General features: G+C 40.7%; 18 protein-coding genes. 6 read left to right on the forward strand and 12 right to left on the reverse strand.

The window, feature by feature from the left end; genetic code table 11:
* Positions 1-147: 147 nt before the first annotated feature.
* Both VK159_RS16330 and VK159_RS16335 read right to left on the reverse strand, forming a co-directional pair.
* The gene (locus VK159_RS16330) at positions 148-567 is read right to left on the reverse strand and encodes a Fur family transcriptional regulator (RefSeq protein ID WP_324231231.1); all 420 of its coding nucleotides are present in this window, start codon (positions 565-567) and stop codon (positions 148-150) included.
* Between the two features lie 13 nt (positions 568-580).
* Positions 581-1,237 carry an SCO family protein gene (locus VK159_RS16335; RefSeq protein WP_324231232.1) on the reverse strand — a complete coding sequence of 219 codons (657 nt, stop codon included), beginning with the start codon at positions 1,235-1,237 and terminating at the stop codon, positions 581-583.
* Positions 1,238-1,339: 102 nt separating this feature from the next.
* Between VK159_RS16335 and VK159_RS16340 the strand changes: the two genes are divergently transcribed.
* Both VK159_RS16340 and VK159_RS16345 read left to right on the forward strand, forming a co-directional pair.
* Positions 1,340-1,738 (forward strand): MerC domain-containing protein, encoded by a 399-nt coding sequence (locus VK159_RS16340; RefSeq protein ID WP_324231233.1) that lies wholly within the window; start codon positions 1,340-1,342, stop codon positions 1,736-1,738.
* A 19-nt stretch (positions 1,739-1,757) separates the two neighbouring features.
* Positions 1,758-2,069: a DUF3817 domain-containing protein gene (locus VK159_RS16345; RefSeq protein ID WP_324231234.1), complete on the forward strand. Its 312-nt coding sequence runs from the start codon at positions 1,758-1,760 to the stop codon at positions 2,067-2,069.
* Between the two features lie 19 nt (positions 2,070-2,088).
* Here VK159_RS16345 and VK159_RS16350 read toward each other — a convergent pair whose 3' ends face one another.
* From VK159_RS16350 to VK159_RS16360, 3 genes are all read right to left on the reverse strand, one after another.
* On the reverse strand, positions 2,089-3,747 hold the full coding sequence (locus VK159_RS16350; RefSeq protein WP_324231235.1) for an amidase family protein: 1,659 nt from the start codon (positions 3,745-3,747) through the stop codon (positions 2,089-2,091).
* A gap of 113 nt (positions 3,748-3,860) precedes the next feature.
* Positions 3,861-4,592 (reverse strand): esterase family protein, encoded by a 732-nt coding sequence (locus VK159_RS16355; RefSeq protein ID WP_324231236.1) that lies wholly within the window; start codon positions 4,590-4,592, stop codon positions 3,861-3,863.
* Between the two features lie 90 nt (positions 4,593-4,682).
* The gene (locus tag VK159_RS16360; protein ID WP_324231237.1) at positions 4,683-5,207 is read right to left on the reverse strand and encodes a ferritin; all 525 of its coding nucleotides are present in this window, start codon (positions 5,205-5,207) and stop codon (positions 4,683-4,685) included.
* Between the two features lie 137 nt (positions 5,208-5,344).
* On the opposite strand from VK159_RS16360, the gene VK159_RS16365 reads away from it, so the two are divergent.
* Positions 5,345-5,941: a NifU family protein gene (locus tag VK159_RS16365; protein ID WP_324231238.1), complete on the forward strand. Its 597-nt coding sequence runs from the start codon at positions 5,345-5,347 to the stop codon at positions 5,939-5,941.
* 154 nt (positions 5,942-6,095) lie between these two features.
* A complete protein-coding gene (locus VK159_RS16370) occupies positions 6,096-7,808 on the forward strand; it encodes a hypothetical protein (protein ID WP_324231239.1) in 1,713 nt (570 codons plus the stop codon).
* A gap of 142 nt (positions 7,809-7,950) precedes the next feature.
* Here VK159_RS16370 and VK159_RS16375 read toward each other — a convergent pair whose 3' ends face one another.
* The 3 genes from VK159_RS16375 to VK159_RS16385 all read right to left on the reverse strand — a co-directional run bounded on the left by VK159_RS16375 (position 7,951) and on the right by VK159_RS16385 (position 9,982).
* Positions 7,951-8,310, reverse strand: a complete 360-nt coding sequence (locus VK159_RS16375) for a cupin domain-containing protein (RefSeq protein ID WP_324231240.1) — start codon at positions 8,308-8,310, stop codon at positions 7,951-7,953.
* Positions 8,311-8,372: 62 nt separating this feature from the next.
* Positions 8,373-8,792: an OsmC family protein gene (locus VK159_RS16380; protein WP_324231241.1), complete on the reverse strand. Its 420-nt coding sequence runs from the start codon at positions 8,790-8,792 to the stop codon at positions 8,373-8,375.
* A gap of 77 nt (positions 8,793-8,869) precedes the next feature.
* Positions 8,870-9,982 (reverse strand): saccharopine dehydrogenase family protein, encoded by a 1,113-nt coding sequence (locus tag VK159_RS16385; RefSeq protein WP_324231242.1) that lies wholly within the window; start codon positions 9,980-9,982, stop codon positions 8,870-8,872.
* 75 nt (positions 9,983-10,057) lie between these two features.
* Here VK159_RS16385 and pnuC point away from each other — a divergent pair, with 75 nt between their 5' ends.
* Positions 10,058-10,678, forward strand: coding sequence for a nicotinamide riboside transporter PnuC (pnuC, locus tag VK159_RS16390; RefSeq protein WP_324231243.1), 621 nt, complete (start codon positions 10,058-10,060; stop codon positions 10,676-10,678).
* 49 nt (positions 10,679-10,727) lie between these two features.
* The gene (locus tag VK159_RS16395; RefSeq protein ID WP_324231244.1) at positions 10,728-11,267 is read left to right on the forward strand and encodes an ATP-binding protein; all 540 of its coding nucleotides are present in this window, start codon (positions 10,728-10,730) and stop codon (positions 11,265-11,267) included.
* Here the strand turns inward: VK159_RS16395 and mtgA are convergent.
* From mtgA to VK159_RS16415, 4 genes are all read right to left on the reverse strand, one after another.
* Positions 11,256-11,993 carry a monofunctional biosynthetic peptidoglycan transglycosylase gene (gene mtgA, locus VK159_RS16400; protein ID WP_324231245.1) on the reverse strand — a complete coding sequence of 246 codons (738 nt, stop codon included), beginning with the start codon at positions 11,991-11,993 and terminating at the stop codon, positions 11,256-11,258. The two genes, VK159_RS16395 and mtgA, sit on opposite strands and share 12 nt — an antisense overlap.
* A 150-nt stretch (positions 11,994-12,143) precedes the next feature.
* Entirely contained in the window at positions 12,144-12,662 is a 519-nt protein-coding gene (locus VK159_RS16405; protein ID WP_324231246.1) for a hypothetical protein, read from the reverse strand.
* Positions 12,663-12,821: 159 nt separating this feature from the next.
* The gene (locus VK159_RS16410; RefSeq protein ID WP_324231247.1) at positions 12,822-13,451 is read right to left on the reverse strand and encodes a LysE family translocator; all 630 of its coding nucleotides are present in this window, start codon (positions 13,449-13,451) and stop codon (positions 12,822-12,824) included.
* 45 nt (positions 13,452-13,496) lie between these two features.
* Positions 13,497-15,023 (reverse strand): GH3 family domain-containing protein, encoded by a 1,527-nt coding sequence (locus VK159_RS16415; RefSeq protein WP_324231248.1) that lies wholly within the window; start codon positions 15,021-15,023, stop codon positions 13,497-13,499.
* Positions 15,024-15,046: the final 23 nt, after the last annotated feature.

The raw sequence follows: 15,046 nt of genomic DNA on the forward strand, positions 1-15,046 counted from the left end.
ATTTTTATTTTTAGCCAAGAGGATGAACGAGTGGAAGGAGGAAAAGCGTAGATGATAGTGCACGATATATGACAATTAGTATTAATAAAAAAGAGAAGCATTGGTACACTTCTCTTTTTAACTCTTTTCTTTCTTTATCTCTTAGCCCTAGCTTCTGCAATCACTACAAAAACCATTCACCACCATATTACTTTGCTGTGGTTGAAAACCCGTTGGCAATTTTACTTCAGGCACTAATACATCATCCAGGCAAATGGTTTTACCACATTGATCACATACAAAATGCACATGGTTATCGTGATGATGACCTTCGGCACATTGATCTTTACACAATGCATATTTCACCGAGTTGTCGGCTGTTGGAATTGTATGAATGATGCCTTTTTCTTCAAAGGTTTGTAAGGTGCGGTAAATGGTAACACGGTCAATTTTATCGCTGGCTTTCTTTTCAATATCAGCATGCGCCAATGCACCGGGCGCATGATAAAACATGTCGAGTATCTGCAACCGGCTATCGGTTACACTCATGTGATTTTTTTTCAGCAACTCTTTGATCGCTTCGCTCATGTATGAAAATTACTTAATTCGGGTTATTCTGAAAAATTCCGTTCACAAAACGTGGGCCATCGTAACCTTCTTTCAACACCAGGCTGATGTCTTCGTTCAACTTGGTTAACTCCTGTTTTTTTAGTCCGTCATAAATACCACGCAGTTTACCGCTTTTATCAACCAAGGCAAAAAGCTGGGTATGAATAAACTGATCAGCAATAGGATCAAGACCGTTCTTCTGATCATCGAGTAAATAACTTTTGCGGGCTGCTTCGTATAATTTTTCTTTGGTACCCGTTAAGAGCATCCATTTCTTTGGATCGATCTTCATTGAATCGGCATATTGCTTCAAACGGGCAACTGAATCTTTATCCGGATCAACCGTATGACTGAGAATGATAAAATCTTCTTCATCAGCAAAATCTTTGGCGATCACGGCCATGTTGGTGTTCATCTTTGGGCAAATACCGGTGCAGGTTGTAAAGAAAAATTCCACTACCTGTACTTTGCCCGCCACATTATTGTTCGTGATGGTGTCACCCAACTGGTTTACAAACGCAAAGTCTTTTACCTCGTTCATCGTGGGCAATTTTTTACGCCACAGGTCTGTACCCCAGAAAATAGCGAGAAAGAAAACACCCGTTAACAGCACGAAGAAACCAAGGTAGAACCACAACTTTTTGGACATATCATTAAAATGAACCGCAAAGGTACGGAGCGAACCGAGGCGAATTTCAATTCAAAATAAAATTTGCAACATAATTGCAAATATGTATTTTTGCTGTCCTTTATGAATATGCGTATTAATTGGGAAGCCTTGGGAATCGCCGCATCTGTAGCCTGTGCCATCCACTGTGCTGTTGTGCCCTTATTTATCACCAGCCTTCCTCTTTTCGGAATCAACATCATCCACAATGTGTTTGTGGAAATACTTTTATTGGGAACCGCCTTTGTGATCGGTTTCTCAACCTTGTGGCATGGGTATAAAAAACACCATCACCATTGGGGAACGCTCGTTCCTTTCTCTATTGGTATGTTACTGTTTACGCTCAACCAGTTTATAAAGTTTCCTTACTCTTCATTTGTATTTGTGATACCGGCGGTTGCATTGGTTATTACTGCACATATTCTCAATCATCGTTTTTGCAGAAAAGCAAATCATTGTCATACCACAGATTGTAATCACTGATCTGTTATTTCTTTGTAACATGAATCTGAAACCGATCCAACTTTTACGCAAAACAGGAATTGCAGAAGGTATTTCTTTTCTGGTGCTGTTGTTAATTGCTATGCCCTTGAAATACATATTCGATCTTCCCTTGGCCGTTAAGTATGTTGGCTGGGCACATGGTTTATTGTTTGTTGTGTATGTAGCACTCGCTTATTATGTGAAGGAAGTGTACAACTGGCCCTTCAAAAAGTTTCTCTATGCGTTTGTTGCAGCATGGTTACCGCTTGGAACGTTTGTATATGACAAGCAGTTAAAGAAAGAAGAGCAGCTGCTTGCATCAAACAAATAATTATTACTTATAGTTGTTCTTACTGCTTAAACATTTCAGGATGCACATCATCCCAACCGGTTGCTAATTGAAATGCTTTGCCCACCTGTAACAATGTTGCTTCATCATACAACTTGCCAACCAACGTAATGCTTGTTGGAAGCTTTCTTTGATTAAAACCTGTCGGCATTACCAATGCGGGATGACCTGTAAGATTGGTGATAGCTAATTGACGCCCGCCATAAGTTGGGGTGATAACTACATCAACTGTTTCAAAAAATGTTTTCATGTGTTGCATCAACAAATAGCGGTGTCGATTTGCATTGATATATTCCACTGCAGGAATTAATCTCGATGAACGGAAAGAGTTGGGCCAATCATTTTTATTTTGACGTGTCAACAGATCATCCATATCTGTTCTTGTTAATTCATCGAATGCTGCAGCACTCTCTGCACCAATGGTGATGCCTACAATGTCGAATGGATAAGCAGCACTGTCGGGGAAATTAACGGGAATAAGTTTGATGCCCATTTGTTCAAATGCTTTCAACACTTTCCATTCGTTGGCACTTGTATCACGAATACGATCGAAAAAATTCTTTGCATAACCGATGCGGAGTTTTTTGATATCTTTCTTCACTCCATAATTGAACGGCATGTTCACCGCACCGGGATCTTTCCCATCTGTTCCATGAATATAATTGAACACAACAGCAGCATCTTCTGCACTACGACAGATAGGCCCAACTTTATCAAGACTCCATGAAAGTGTCATTGCTCCACTTCTGCTGATGCTGCCGAATGTTGGTCGCAAGCCAGTTGCACCGCAAACAGTAGAAGGTGAAATAATAGAACCTAAGGTTTCTGTTCCAATAGCAAAAGGTACAAGACCCGCAACTGTTGCAGACGCTGAACCTGCAGATGAACCTGATGAACCGAAGTTGAGGTTCCAAGGATTTTTTGTACGGCCACCAAACCACCAATCGCCCATGGCTAAAGCGCCGAGTGTGAACTTGGCAATTAATACTGCACCTGCATCTTTCAGCCTGCTGTACACATAGCTGTCTTCGTCAATTGTTTGGTCTTTGTATGGTGTAGCGCCCCATGTTGTTTTAGTTCCTTTTACTGCAAACAGATCTTTTAGTCCGTATGGAATACCATGCAATGGTCCACGATATTTTCCTTTTGCTATTTCCGCATCAGCAGCTTTCGCTTGCTGCATAGCAATTTCTTCTGTTACAGAAATAACACATTGTAAGGTGTCGCCATACTTGCGCATGCGTTCGATAAAAAATTTTGTAAGCTCAACCGATGTGATCTTTTTGTTTTTGATGAGCGAAGCTAACTGCAGAATATTATAGAAAGCAAGATCAGCTTTGTTAATGGGCATGTTTACATTGACAGGAACATTCCATATTACAGGTAATTGTTTTGTTTCAAACTGCATACCCGGCAGCACCGGACTTTGCCAAAGACTCATGGGCACATTGTTGTTGAGCGGAAGGCTTCGCATTCTTACATACTCAGTATAATTGTCCCGCACATCACGCATCATACTGTCACGTTCAGGTTCTGTAAAATCAAGACCAATCACTTTCGCAGCGATCTTCAGATCTTCTTTGCTGATGGTATCTTTTTGTTGCGCAGCAATTGTTAGAGATAGGAAACAGGTAAGTAAAAAGAAGAATGATTTTCTCATGCGTTTTGGTTTAAGAAGTGGAAACTACTAAAACTACAAATGCAACCAACAGATTGTTGATTGCATTTGATGAATGGAAAGACTTTATGTTTAACTCTTGATTAAGCGAGCTTCTAAAACCTGGTTTCAAGATAATGCGGCAATAAAGCACGCCAGGTATTCCAATCGTGTGGCCACTCTTCGCCCCAAATATCCAGTTCGTAGTTAATGCCTTTGTCGTAGAGAATTTTTGCAAAACGCCCGCTGCTTGAAGGATCTTCATAAGCACCACTTCCACTGAAAATATGAATATGATTGCTTTGGCGAATCTGTTCCAATACCGCATGATCAGTTAAGTTGGGCATGTAATGCATGGGGCTGTTGTAATACACCTGTTCATCATAATGTCCTTTGCTGTATTCCATCAGATTATATACGCCACTCATGGCAATTACACCATTGATCAAATCAGGACGTTTTAAAAATAAATTCATACTGTGCAATGCGCCGAATGATGCACCGCAGGTGATAATTGGCGTATCGAATGATGTGCTTGTTTTGATGAACGGCACCACTTCATTAAAAATATATTCGTTGAACTGGTTATGTCGGATAGCCTTATGTGCGCCTTCCATTTCATTGTGCATCCAGCTTTCTGTATTGATGCTGTTTACAGAAAATATTTTCACTTTACCTGCTTCTACCCACGGACGCAATGTATCCATCAATTGAAAACGTTCATACTCCAGGTAGTCAGCTGCTGCTGTGGGTACCAACAGTAACGCAAAACCATAATGACCGTAAGTAGCAATGGGCATTTCTTTATTCAATGCAGGGCTGTACCATCCGGATAATTCTCTATGCATACATATAGATTTAATTGAAGCGCATGCTTCTGCAGCAATATACTTCCTTTCTGTTTTTAAACAGAAAGGAAGTGTTTATTAGATGTGCAATCAGGTAGTTGCAGGTCCAGCTTTACCACCTGCAGCGCCACCCATGGAAGAAACATCACGATCGAACATATATAAGCCGCTCTTATCGCCACCGATCAATTTCAATTTGTCGAGGATATGGCGGGCCAGTGATTCTTCTTCGATCTGTTCGCTCACATACCATTGCAGGAAATTGTGTGTGGTGTAGTCTTTCTCTTTCAGGCAACTGTCAACCAAACGATTGATCTCTGTGCTCACCAGTATTTCATGGTCCAGCACCTGCTGAAACAACTCTTTCACTCCTTTATATTTTGCTGCAGGAGCCTTTAATTGAGGGATGACCCCGTGGCCACCACGTTCGTTAATGAATTTCACCAGTTTCAGCATGTGCAACCGCTCTTCATCGCTGTGTTTGTATAAAAAAGCAGCTACACCGCTTAGTCCTTCAACCTCGGCCCAACTGGCCATTGCTAAATAAATTTGAGATGATTCTGCTTCCAGCAAAACCTGCTCGTTCAGTGCTTTTTCAATTTTTGGAGATAACATAATTGTGTTTTTTGTTTTTGTAAGTTACGATAAAGGGAGTTTTTTGCCTGTAAACAGTCATAAATCTGCTAAAATGGGAAAACCACAACCAAACTCTCCCGTTTGTTGTTAAATTTGCAGCTTAAAGTTTCACCAACATGATACAAACAGGTAACCCCGTTATCAGCATCTATACAGAAATGACGCCAAACCCGGAAACAATGAAGTTTGTGGCCAACAAACTATTGTATCCCGGAAAGAGCATTGATTTTCCTGAAGTAACAACAGCAGATGCCTCTCCGCTGGCGCAGGAACTCTTTGGTTTTCCGTTTGTGAAAGCCGTGTTCATTGCCAGCAATTTTGTAACACTCACCCGTTCTACACCTGATACTGATTGGCAGGAGCTGATCCCGACCATCCGCCAGTTTTTGAAAGATTACCTGGAAGAAGGCAAACCGGTTATTGACGAATCAAAGATCGTTGAGCCGGTGAAGGATGAAGTTGTCCTGAGTGGCGATGAAAGCGATGTGGTAAAACGCATCCAGGAAATTCTGGAGAACTATGTGAAGCCTGCGGTTGAAATGGACGGCGGTGCTATCCAGTTCAAAAGTTTTAAAGATGGTAAAGTGAATCTTGCATTGCAGGGAAGTTGCAGCGGTTGTCCATCTTCAATGATCACCTTGAAAGCAGGTATTGAGGGAATGATGAAGCGTATGATCCCTGAAGTGGAAGAAGTGGTGGCAGAGGCAGAATAAGACCGCAGATGAAATGATTTAAATGATTCTATCGATAAAAGCGTTGCACATATTGCAACGCTTTTTTTATGCAAAATATTAATGATCCTTATTTGTATCGTCCAAGCCGGATTAGAAGCAAAATCAAGTAACTTCCTTTTCTAAAATAATTGATATGAAGAAGTTTCTTCTCACCTCATACCTCTCACTTCTTAGCTTGCTTGTTATCAGTCAAACAAAATTTCTTATTCCTTATCCTTCCAAATTCGGCAACAAACCGTTAGACGGAAGGTTGTTGTTACTCATCAGCACCAACAATAAATCAGAACCACGCTTTCAAATAAGCGACGGTCCACAAACACAGCAGGTGTTTGGAATTAATGTTGACAACTGGAAACCGGGCGAAGTAAAAACAATTGATGCGAAAGCATTTGGTTACCCGGTTGAAAATATGAAGCAATTAAAGAATGGCACTTACCATATTCAGGTGTTGTTGCACAAATATGAAACGTTCAAACGAAAAGACGGGCACACCGTCAAATTGCCGATGGACAGAGGTGAAGGGCAACATTGGAATTTAGCACCGGGCAATTTGTATAACAAACCTGTTCAACTTCGTTTCAGCAACACCGGTGCTGATGTTGTTACCGTTGCACTTGATAATGAAATACCCCCCATTGAACCACCAAAAGACACGAAGTATATTAAGCACATTAAAATACAAAGCAAATTATTAACGGAGTTCTGGGGAAGGCCGATGTTTATAGGTGCTCATGTATTGTTGCCCGAAGGTTGGGATACGCACCCCACAGTAAAATATCCGCTGGCAATTTTTCATGGACATTTTCCTGATGACTTTAGTGGTTTCAGAACAACGCCACCCGATCCCGATTTAAAACCCGATTATATAGCACGGTTCAACTTAACCGGTTACAATAAAATCGTGCAGCAGGAAGAATATGATTTTTATAAACTGTGGACGGGTCCTGATTTTCCGAGAGTAATTGCTATCGAAATTCAACACCCTACTCCTTATTACGACGACAGTTATGCCGTGAACAGTGCCAACAATGGCCCTTATGGCGATGCCATTACGTATGAGCTGATTCCTGAAATTGAAAAACGTTTCAGAGGTATTGGCGAAGGTTGGGCAAGATTTATGTATGGTGGCAGTACAGGAGGTTGGGAAGTGCTGGCAGCCCAACTGTTTTATCCTGATGAATTCAATGGTTGTTATAGTGCGTGCCCCGATCCAATTGATTTCAGAGCCTATATGGTGGTTGATATTTATAAAGATAAAAATGCTTACTACCGGGAAGGGCCATTTAAAAAAACGTTACGTCCCGGACACAGAAATTACCTGGGTCATATTGATGCAACATTGAGAGATATGAATCTTCGTGAGCTGGCATTGGGCACCAACAGCCGCAGTGGCGAACAGTTTGATGTGTGGGAGAGTGTTTTCTCTCCCTGCGGTGGCGATGGGTATCCGCAACCCATCTGGAATAAATACAGCGGCGAAATTGATTCAACTGTTGCACGTTACTGGAAAGAGAATTATGATTTAGGTTACATCCTTGAACGGGATTGGAATAAACTTGGCAATAAACTCAAAGGCAAAATAAAAATCTATTGTGGTGATATGGATAATTATTACCTCAACAATGCGGTGTATTTGTTTGAAGAACGATTGAAACGTTTAACCAATCCATTTCCCGCTGCGTTTGTTGATTATGGCGATAGAGCAGAGCATTGCTGGAATGGCGATCATACACAACCCAATTACATCAGCCGCCTGCGTTACAACCGTTACTTTATTACTAAATGGGCCGAAGAAGTAAAAACAAGAAGTCCGCAGGGTGTTGATTTGTTGAGTTGGAGATATTAAATCAACATCATAAAATGGGAGTAAGTGATTGGGCAAGCAGATATGATTTGTGATTCACAATCCTTGTGAAGAATGTGTGTTTTCATGATGAAAATTTGGAGGGCTGTTTGCTGCAACACGAATCAAATGAGTAGAATTTTTCTTACAACCTTCCCAACTCCTTCTTCGTAAACTCATTCTCCACATTACCCGTATTCAATGTAGTAGCAGGTTCAAACAACAGCACGTGCACTTCTTCTTTTGCATTAGGCCGGTGTTCAACACCTTTTGGAACAATAATGAATTCGCCTTCGTTAATGGTGATTGTTTTATCAATTAACTCCATATCAAAACTTCCCTTCACTACATAAAACAGTTCATCTTCATGATCATGATGATGCCAGGTGAATGGTCCTTTGAACTTTACAAGTTTAACATGTTGTCCGTTTAATTCGCCTGCAATCTGCGGGCTCCAGTGTTCGGTAAAAAGGTTAAACTTTTCTGCAAGATTTATCTTTTCCATACTGTAAAATAAAACAGCCGGCCTTCATTTGAAAACCGGCTGTATAAATAATGATCAATAATTTATGCAACCAGTGTTGCTGTGCTGCTGATCTCTAAACCCTTTCCTAATAGTTTTGAAATAGGACAGTTTTGTTCTGCATCTTTTACACACTCCTGGAATTTCGCATCATCAATACCCGGCACAGAAGCAGATACAATGAGGTGCGATTTAGATAATGTTCCTTCAATAAACGTGATCTCACATTTGGTGTCAATTTTTTCAGGAGTAAATCCTGCGGCACCCAATACAAAACTCAACTTCATACTAAAACAACCGGCATGTGCAGCTGCTACTAATTCTTCAGGATTAGTACCGACGCCGCTTTCAAAACGGGAGAGATAAGAATATTGTGTATCAGTTAAAACGGTGCTTTGTGTTGTCAGGTGTCCGTTACCTTCTTTTCCTGAGCCATTCCAAACGGCTGTTGCGTGACGTATCATAATGTTTGTTTTTTATTTGAGCTGGTAAATCTAACTCAAAAATGGTTTCTTCACAAGCCGGGCTAATGAAAGTTTTTTTATGCTTTCTTTACCCAGTTCACATTTCTCTCCTGTAAATAGTTCAATACAAAATCAAAAGCGTTTTTATCATCACCCAGCAGCTCGGGAGGAAATACGCCTTTCTTTGTAACCATTTTTTTGGTGAGTAGATGAACGGCAGCTGTGCAAGCATATCCTGTTGTACGAGCCATAGAAGAAGTTTGTGTGGCCGCATCATATTTATCGAGCAGGTTGTATTCAATCGTTTTTCCCTCACCATGCACAATTACTTTCATCACCGTTAGTTCCTCTTCTGTTTCACCCAGCTTCCATTCGTTGATCAACAGTTTTGAAGTGAATTGGAGTGGTGATAGTTCTTTACCTTCTACTACTATTTTTTTTTCGCTGAAAAAACCACTTTGTTTCAATGCAATAATAAGATCGATATGCCCCGGATAACGAAGTGTTTGTTCGATCTGTGTGGGAATATGCGGCATGGTGAATAAAAGCGAACGTAATCCATCGGTGTTGAAAGCTTCCAATGTTCCGACACCATCAAAATTCATCATCTTCCTGTCGGTTAACGCAGGCTTGGTAACAATCACGCCGTTTTCTTTCAAACGTGCAGGTCTTGTATATTCTTCAATTACATCAACGGGTGAGAACGGTGCTTTATAAAAGAACGGCGGTTTTGGATGCAAGGGTAATCCACCAACATAAATTTCAAATGAATCTATTTTCATTTCTGCATTGTAGCGGCCGATGATCCAGTTGCTCATGCCCGGTGCAACACCACAATCAACAATAGCGGTTACATTTTTTTCTTTGGCCAACGCATCTAATCGCAATGCATCTTCAGGAAAGAAAGAAATATCTGCAACATTTTTACCTGCATTGATCACCGCTTTCAAGGTTTCAAAACCCATAAAACCGGGAACAGCAGTAACTACAATATCAAAAGGTTGCAGTAAAGAAGAATAAGCAGCTGTGTTTTGCAGATCAGCAACAACTGTTTTTAGTTTGGTTGATTTAGATTGTAAGAGTTGCAGGTTCTGCTCACTTACATCAAAAGAAGTAACATCAAATACGGTGGCAAGATCAAGTGCAATGGCACGGCCTACCATACCGGCCCCTAGAACAGCAATCGTCATACAGCAAACATTTCTGCAAAGATGCCCGAAAATTTTTTAGCACTCAATCTGAAAATTTCAATGCATTTTTGAAACATGATCGAATCTATCTGGCAGCAGTTTGTAACAGGGATGAAGGCAACTACGGCCCTTGAATACATTGGTGTTGTGTGTGGAATTGCGAGTGTTTGGTTCAGCAGAAAAGAAAACATCCTTGTCTATCCAGTGGGTCTTGTAAATACGGTTATCTATATTTATTTGAGTTACAAAGGCCATTTGTTAGGCGAAGCTGCAGTGAATATTTATTATACAGTCATGAGTATTTATGGCTGGTGGCTATGGGCAAAAAAGGACAAAGAGCATCAGCAGGTTTTGCACATCAGTTATTCAAATACCCGCTGGATCATTTATCAACTTTTATTCTTCGCCGCTTTTTACCTTGCATTATACATTTCGTTGTATTATCTTAAACAGAACTTTGCGCCGGGTGCAATTCCCTGGGCCGATTCCTTTGCTGCAGCAACTGCATTTACAGGTATGTGGCTGATGGCAAAAAAGAAAGTAGAAAGTTGGTATTGGTGGATAGCTACCAATATAGCTTCAATTCCTTTGTACTTTGTGAAACAATATGTGTTTACCAGTGTCTATTATGTGGTGTTATTGATCATGGCATTTTTTGGATTGGCAGAATGGATGAGAAGAGTAAAATTACGATAGCAGTTTTACCCTTGTTTTGTATTGCATCACCCGTTACATTGCAACCTTTATGAATTTCCCGAAGAAAGTTGTTCTACTCGGCCCGGAATCTACAGGTAAGTCTTTTTTAAGCGAACGTTTGGCAAAACACTACCAATCGGTATGGTGTCCTGAATATGCAAGAGAATATTTACTGATGTTGGGAAGGCCTTATACTGCGGATGATTTATTGGTAATCGCCAAAAATCAAACCGAGCTTGCAGAGCAATACACAATTGATGCTCTCACAAAACAGGTGAATACAATTTTCTTCGATACAGATATGCATGTGATGAAAGTATGGAGCGAAGTAGTATTTGGCTCCTGTGATCCATGGATACTTCAGGAACTGAAACAACAGAAATACGATCTCTATCTTCTTTGCAAACCCGATATTCCCTGGGTGGAAGATGAATTGAGAGAATATCCCGAACAGAAAGTACGCAACGATTTGTTTGCTGTGTACAAAGAACTGTTACAACAACAAACTACAGCATGGACAATTGTAAGCGGAAATTTTGACGAACGTTTCAACAAAGCGGTGAAAGCCGTTGATGCTTTACTTCGCTGATCTTTTTTTCTTCTTTTCTTTTTTTGGCTGCACATCATCACGAATCAACTGCTGAATATCTTCATCGCCTTCAAGATTATTCATTTGCCGCACTGCCCATCCGGAACGGATAGCAACTGCTTTTGATAATGGCTTTACTGTATATTTTTTGGGATTCCGTAATGATGAGGCTATTTGCGCTGCCTCAACACGTGTAAGTTGTATGGCCGGTTTCGAATAAAATCTGCGTGCAGCTGCTTCAATTCCATACACACCTTTACCCATTTCCACTACATTAAGATAAACTTCAAGAATGCGTTTCTTTCCCCATATCCATTCGATCATTTTGGTGAAATACATTTCCAGTCCCTTACGGAACCAGCTGCGGCCCTGCCATAAAAAAACATTCTTGGCTGTTTGTTGTGAAAGGGTAGATGCACCACGGATACGTGTTGGTTTTTTTTCATTATGATCCATCGCTTTTTCAATCAGCTTCCAGTCGAAACCGCCATGATCGGGAAACAGCTGATCTTCCACAGCAATAACGGCGAGCCGTGGGTTGCTGCCCATTTGTTCGATGTCGATGTAATCACGTTTCAACCCTTCGCCTTTTAGTACACTTACGAGTTGCGTTATGGTAATAGGTGGGTCGACCCACTTGAGTAATATGATATAAATAAACTGGGAAATAAAAAGAATGATGAATAAGCGTTTCAGGAAACGAAACGTTTTTTGAAGAAATGTCATGTTGGAGGAATTGGATTTCTTTGCCGCCATGGTTGCAATATACGTTATGCCGCTTATATGATTATGTTGTAAGTATTTGTTTAATGCTGCTTAATACCATCTAAGATTTTCTCGTAAGCCCTTTGGGCTACTTCGAAAATCAAGATGGTATTACTGCTTTTTTTCAGGAAGTTTTTCTGATGGATAAAGATCAAGAACCTGCAGATCATATTTATTCCCGATCCTGTATTTTTTATTTCCGTTGAAAATAAGCTGTTGCGCATTGAATAACAGCACAGGAATATAAACTAAGGCCACACCCGAAACAGCGGAGTTTAAAAAAGGCTCCCCGCTGATGACCAAACCGGCAGTAAATAACGGAATACCAAGATTGCTGTATAAAAATGCCTGGCCATTAAACGGAATAAAACGGTGCTTTTTCTTTTGTTTCTTAAACACAATGGCAATATCACGTTTGTGAATACCGCCGCCAAGAAAATAGATACTATCGTTCTGGATCAGATAAATAGTGCCGGTATATTTTAAACCAAGTTTTGTTTGAAGGGTGATGGTTTCACCTTCGGCATATCGTTTTTTGGCGATACCATTTTTACGCAACACCAATTCATTGAATTGTGCGTTGGCAACAGAAGCAATTAATAAAAGCAGTACAAGAATGGCTGGTTTCATCTGTCTATTTATGATTGTTTTTATTGCCACATGTTATTCGCCATAAAAATTGTGACCGTCTGTATATAATTTGCTCTATAATTTTTATGGCTCATTTCATAACAAGGCTCAAAAGAACATCAGAAAAATGAAATTGTATGTTAAGAAGGTACAGCTAATTTATTTCCTGTAAAATAAAAGCCCGATGATGAGTATAATTCCGAACACGATCAGGATGCTGCCCGATATTTTATTGATGAGGGTGATTGTCTTTTGAGTGAGGCGGCTCCTGAGTTTGTTGGCAAGAAATACTTTCAACAGATCAAAAATAAAAACTACAGAAAGACAAACGGCGAAGGTGGCGATCCGTTCATTTACCGGGATGGTAACAAAGGCCGTAGCCCATGTAAACCAAAAGGCAATTACACTTGGGTTGAGTGTGTTCATGAAATAGCCAGCAAAAAAGATTTTTACATAATCGCCGGCACTGCGTTTCATTTCAATACCATCGCCTAGTTCATTCAATTTTATTTTCTTGAAGAAGAGAAAATACACACCAATGCCAATAAGTAATGCACTGCCGCCAAGACCGATCACTTTTTCAAATTTCAACAGGCGGTTAAACAGCTCGGTAAAAATATTGCTGACGAGAACAAGCGTAAGATCACTGGCCGATACACCAAACACAAATGCCAACCCACCTTTGTGACCGTTACTGATGCTTTGTTTAATAATGGAAAAAATAACCGGTCCCATACTGATGGCCAGCAATAAACCTAACGCCAAACCCTTGATGATTGCTTCGGTCATGTCTGATGATGGATTGATAGAAACACCGATCAAGCGATCGATTACTTACAACTTACCTGTTGTTAAAAACTGTTGCCAATCGGCCAGCATTTTACCTTTTAATACACGGGGGAATTTATGCTGAGCGCCAATCTTTCCTTTCAACTTCATAAACTCCATGAACGTTGACTCAGGCATAATATCGAGGAACACGTCTTTCAATGCACTGCCACGTTCAACCGCATAATCATCATTAATTTCTTTCAGAGCATTATCAATGGCAACACGTAACTCTTCTGTGTTTACCCGATCATCGCAGGCAACATACCAATGGTGCGCAAAGAAATTACCGTGCGGTTCACCCACAACAGTGTACTCCGGAATTGAAATATTCATGTCTTCACTCACCACCTGAATAGCCTTGTTCATATTATCTACACTCAGGTGCTCGCCCACAAGACTTAAGAAATGTTTAGTACGGCCCGTAATAACGATCTCGCATTTTTCTTTATCTGTAAAACGAATGGTATCGCCAATTAAGTAACGCCATGTGCCTGCACTTGTGCTGATCAGTAATGCATAATCCTTTCCTTCTTCCACTTCATGGATCATCAAAGCTTCCGGTTTTGCCACAATGTTGCCGTCGGCATCAAAGTTTTTATCTTCAAATGGAACAAACTCAAGGAAAATGTGCTCATTCATCACTAAACGCATACCCACCGCATCCTGCCTGTTTTGGTAAGCGATGAACCCCTCACTCGCCAGGTAGGTTTCAATATAAATAAGTGGTTTGCCTAATAATCTCTCAAACCCATGTTTATAGGGTTCAAACGATACGCCGCCATGAACGAAGAAGGCGAGATTGGGCCATATTTCATGGATATTTTTGAGCTGGTAACGTTCAATGATCATTTCCATGCACATCTGTATCCATGCTGGCACACCCACCACAAAACCTATATCCCAATTGGGTGCTTCGTTTACAATATAGTCGAGCTTAATATTCCAATCTTTGGTTTTGGCGATCTTCTTTCCGGGTTTATAAAACGGGCTGAACCAGAAAGGCATTTTCTTGGCGGTAATACCGCTGAGATCGCCTGCATAATAACCCGGGCCTTTTTGCAGATCGGTACTGCCACCCAACATGAGCCAGCCTTTTCCCAAACTCCGCACCGGTAAGTTTTCATAAGTGCGTAAAGAAATCAACTGCTTGATCATGGCAATACGGTTGCCCTTCATGAGATCATTCGTGATGGGAATGTATTTGCTGGCAGCTTCACTTGTACCGGAGCTGAGCGCAAAATATTTGATCTTTCCCGGCCAGCAAACATCAGTATTACCTTCCAGTGTTTTATGCCACCAATCTTTGTAGATCTTATTATAATCATGAACCGGCACTAATTCCTGGAAACGTTTCCCGGGGTGGCGGTTATTGAGTATTTCGTCGAAATGATATTGCTGACCAAACTCGGTATGCTTCGCTTTCTTCAACAGGTTTTTAAGCACTTTGATCTGCTGGCGTTTCGGGGAATTGACCGGCAAATTAAGCGCCTTGCTGATTGACTTGGGGAGATTGATTTCAATTAATGACATGCTTACCGTTCAGTGTTGACAAA

Source organism: Lacibacter sp. (assembly GCF_035299325.1).
In the GTDB taxonomy this organism is placed as follows: Bacteria; Bacteroidota; Bacteroidia; order Chitinophagales; family Chitinophagaceae; genus Lacibacter.

Bases quoted from the DNA above. Each gene is read 5' to 3' on its own strand.
- VK159_RS16345 (WP_324231234.1), top strand. From the start codon at position 1,758: ATGAATCTGAAACCGATCCAACTTTTACGCAAAACAGGAATTGCAGAA.
- VK159_RS16370 (WP_324231239.1), top strand. From the start codon at position 6,096: ATGAAGAAGTTTCTTCTCACCTCATACCTCTCACTTCTTAGCTTGCTT.
- VK159_RS16335 (WP_324231232.1), bottom strand. From the start codon at position 1,237: ATGTCCAAAAAGTTGTGGTTCTACCTTGGTTTCTTCGTGCTGTTAACG.
- pnuC (WP_324231243.1), top strand. From the start codon at position 10,058: ATGATCGAATCTATCTGGCAGCAGTTTGTAACAGGGATGAAGGCAACT.
- VK159_RS16415 (WP_324231248.1), bottom strand. From the start codon at position 15,023: ATGTCATTAATTGAAATCAATCTCCCCAAGTCAATCAGCAAGGCGCTT.
- VK159_RS16350 (WP_324231235.1), bottom strand. From the start codon at position 3,747: ATGAGAAAATCATTCTTCTTTTTACTTACCTGTTTCCTATCTCTAACA.
- VK159_RS16340 (WP_324231233.1), top strand. From the start codon at position 1,340: ATGAATATGCGTATTAATTGGGAAGCCTTGGGAATCGCCGCATCTGTA.
- VK159_RS16375 (WP_324231240.1), bottom strand. From the start codon at position 8,310: ATGGAAAAGATAAATCTTGCAGAAAAGTTTAACCTTTTTACCGAACAC.
- mtgA (WP_324231245.1), bottom strand. From the start codon at position 11,993: ATGACATTTCTTCAAAAAACGTTTCGTTTCCTGAAACGCTTATTCATC.
- VK159_RS16405 (WP_324231246.1), bottom strand. From the start codon at position 12,662: ATGAAACCAGCCATTCTTGTACTGCTTTTATTAATTGCTTCTGTTGCC.
- VK159_RS16395 (WP_324231244.1), top strand. From the start codon at position 10,728: ATGAATTTCCCGAAGAAAGTTGTTCTACTCGGCCCGGAATCTACAGGT.
- VK159_RS16360 (WP_324231237.1), bottom strand. From the start codon at position 5,207: ATGTTATCTCCAAAAATTGAAAAAGCACTGAACGAGCAGGTTTTGCTG.
- VK159_RS16385 (WP_324231242.1), bottom strand. From the start codon at position 9,982: ATGACGATTGCTGTTCTAGGGGCCGGTATGGTAGGCCGTGCCATTGCA.
- VK159_RS16330 (WP_324231231.1), bottom strand. From the start codon at position 567: ATGAGCGAAGCGATCAAAGAGTTGCTGAAAAAAAATCACATGAGTGTA.
- VK159_RS16355 (WP_324231236.1), bottom strand. From the start codon at position 4,592: ATGCATAGAGAATTATCCGGATGGTACAGCCCTGCATTGAATAAAGAA.
- VK159_RS16410 (WP_324231247.1), bottom strand. From the start codon at position 13,451: ATGACCGAAGCAATCATCAAGGGTTTGGCGTTAGGTTTATTGCTGGCC.
- VK159_RS16380 (WP_324231241.1), bottom strand. From the start codon at position 8,792: ATGATACGTCACGCAACAGCCGTTTGGAATGGCTCAGGAAAAGAAGGT.
- VK159_RS16365 (WP_324231238.1), top strand. From the start codon at position 5,345: ATGATACAAACAGGTAACCCCGTTATCAGCATCTATACAGAAATGACG.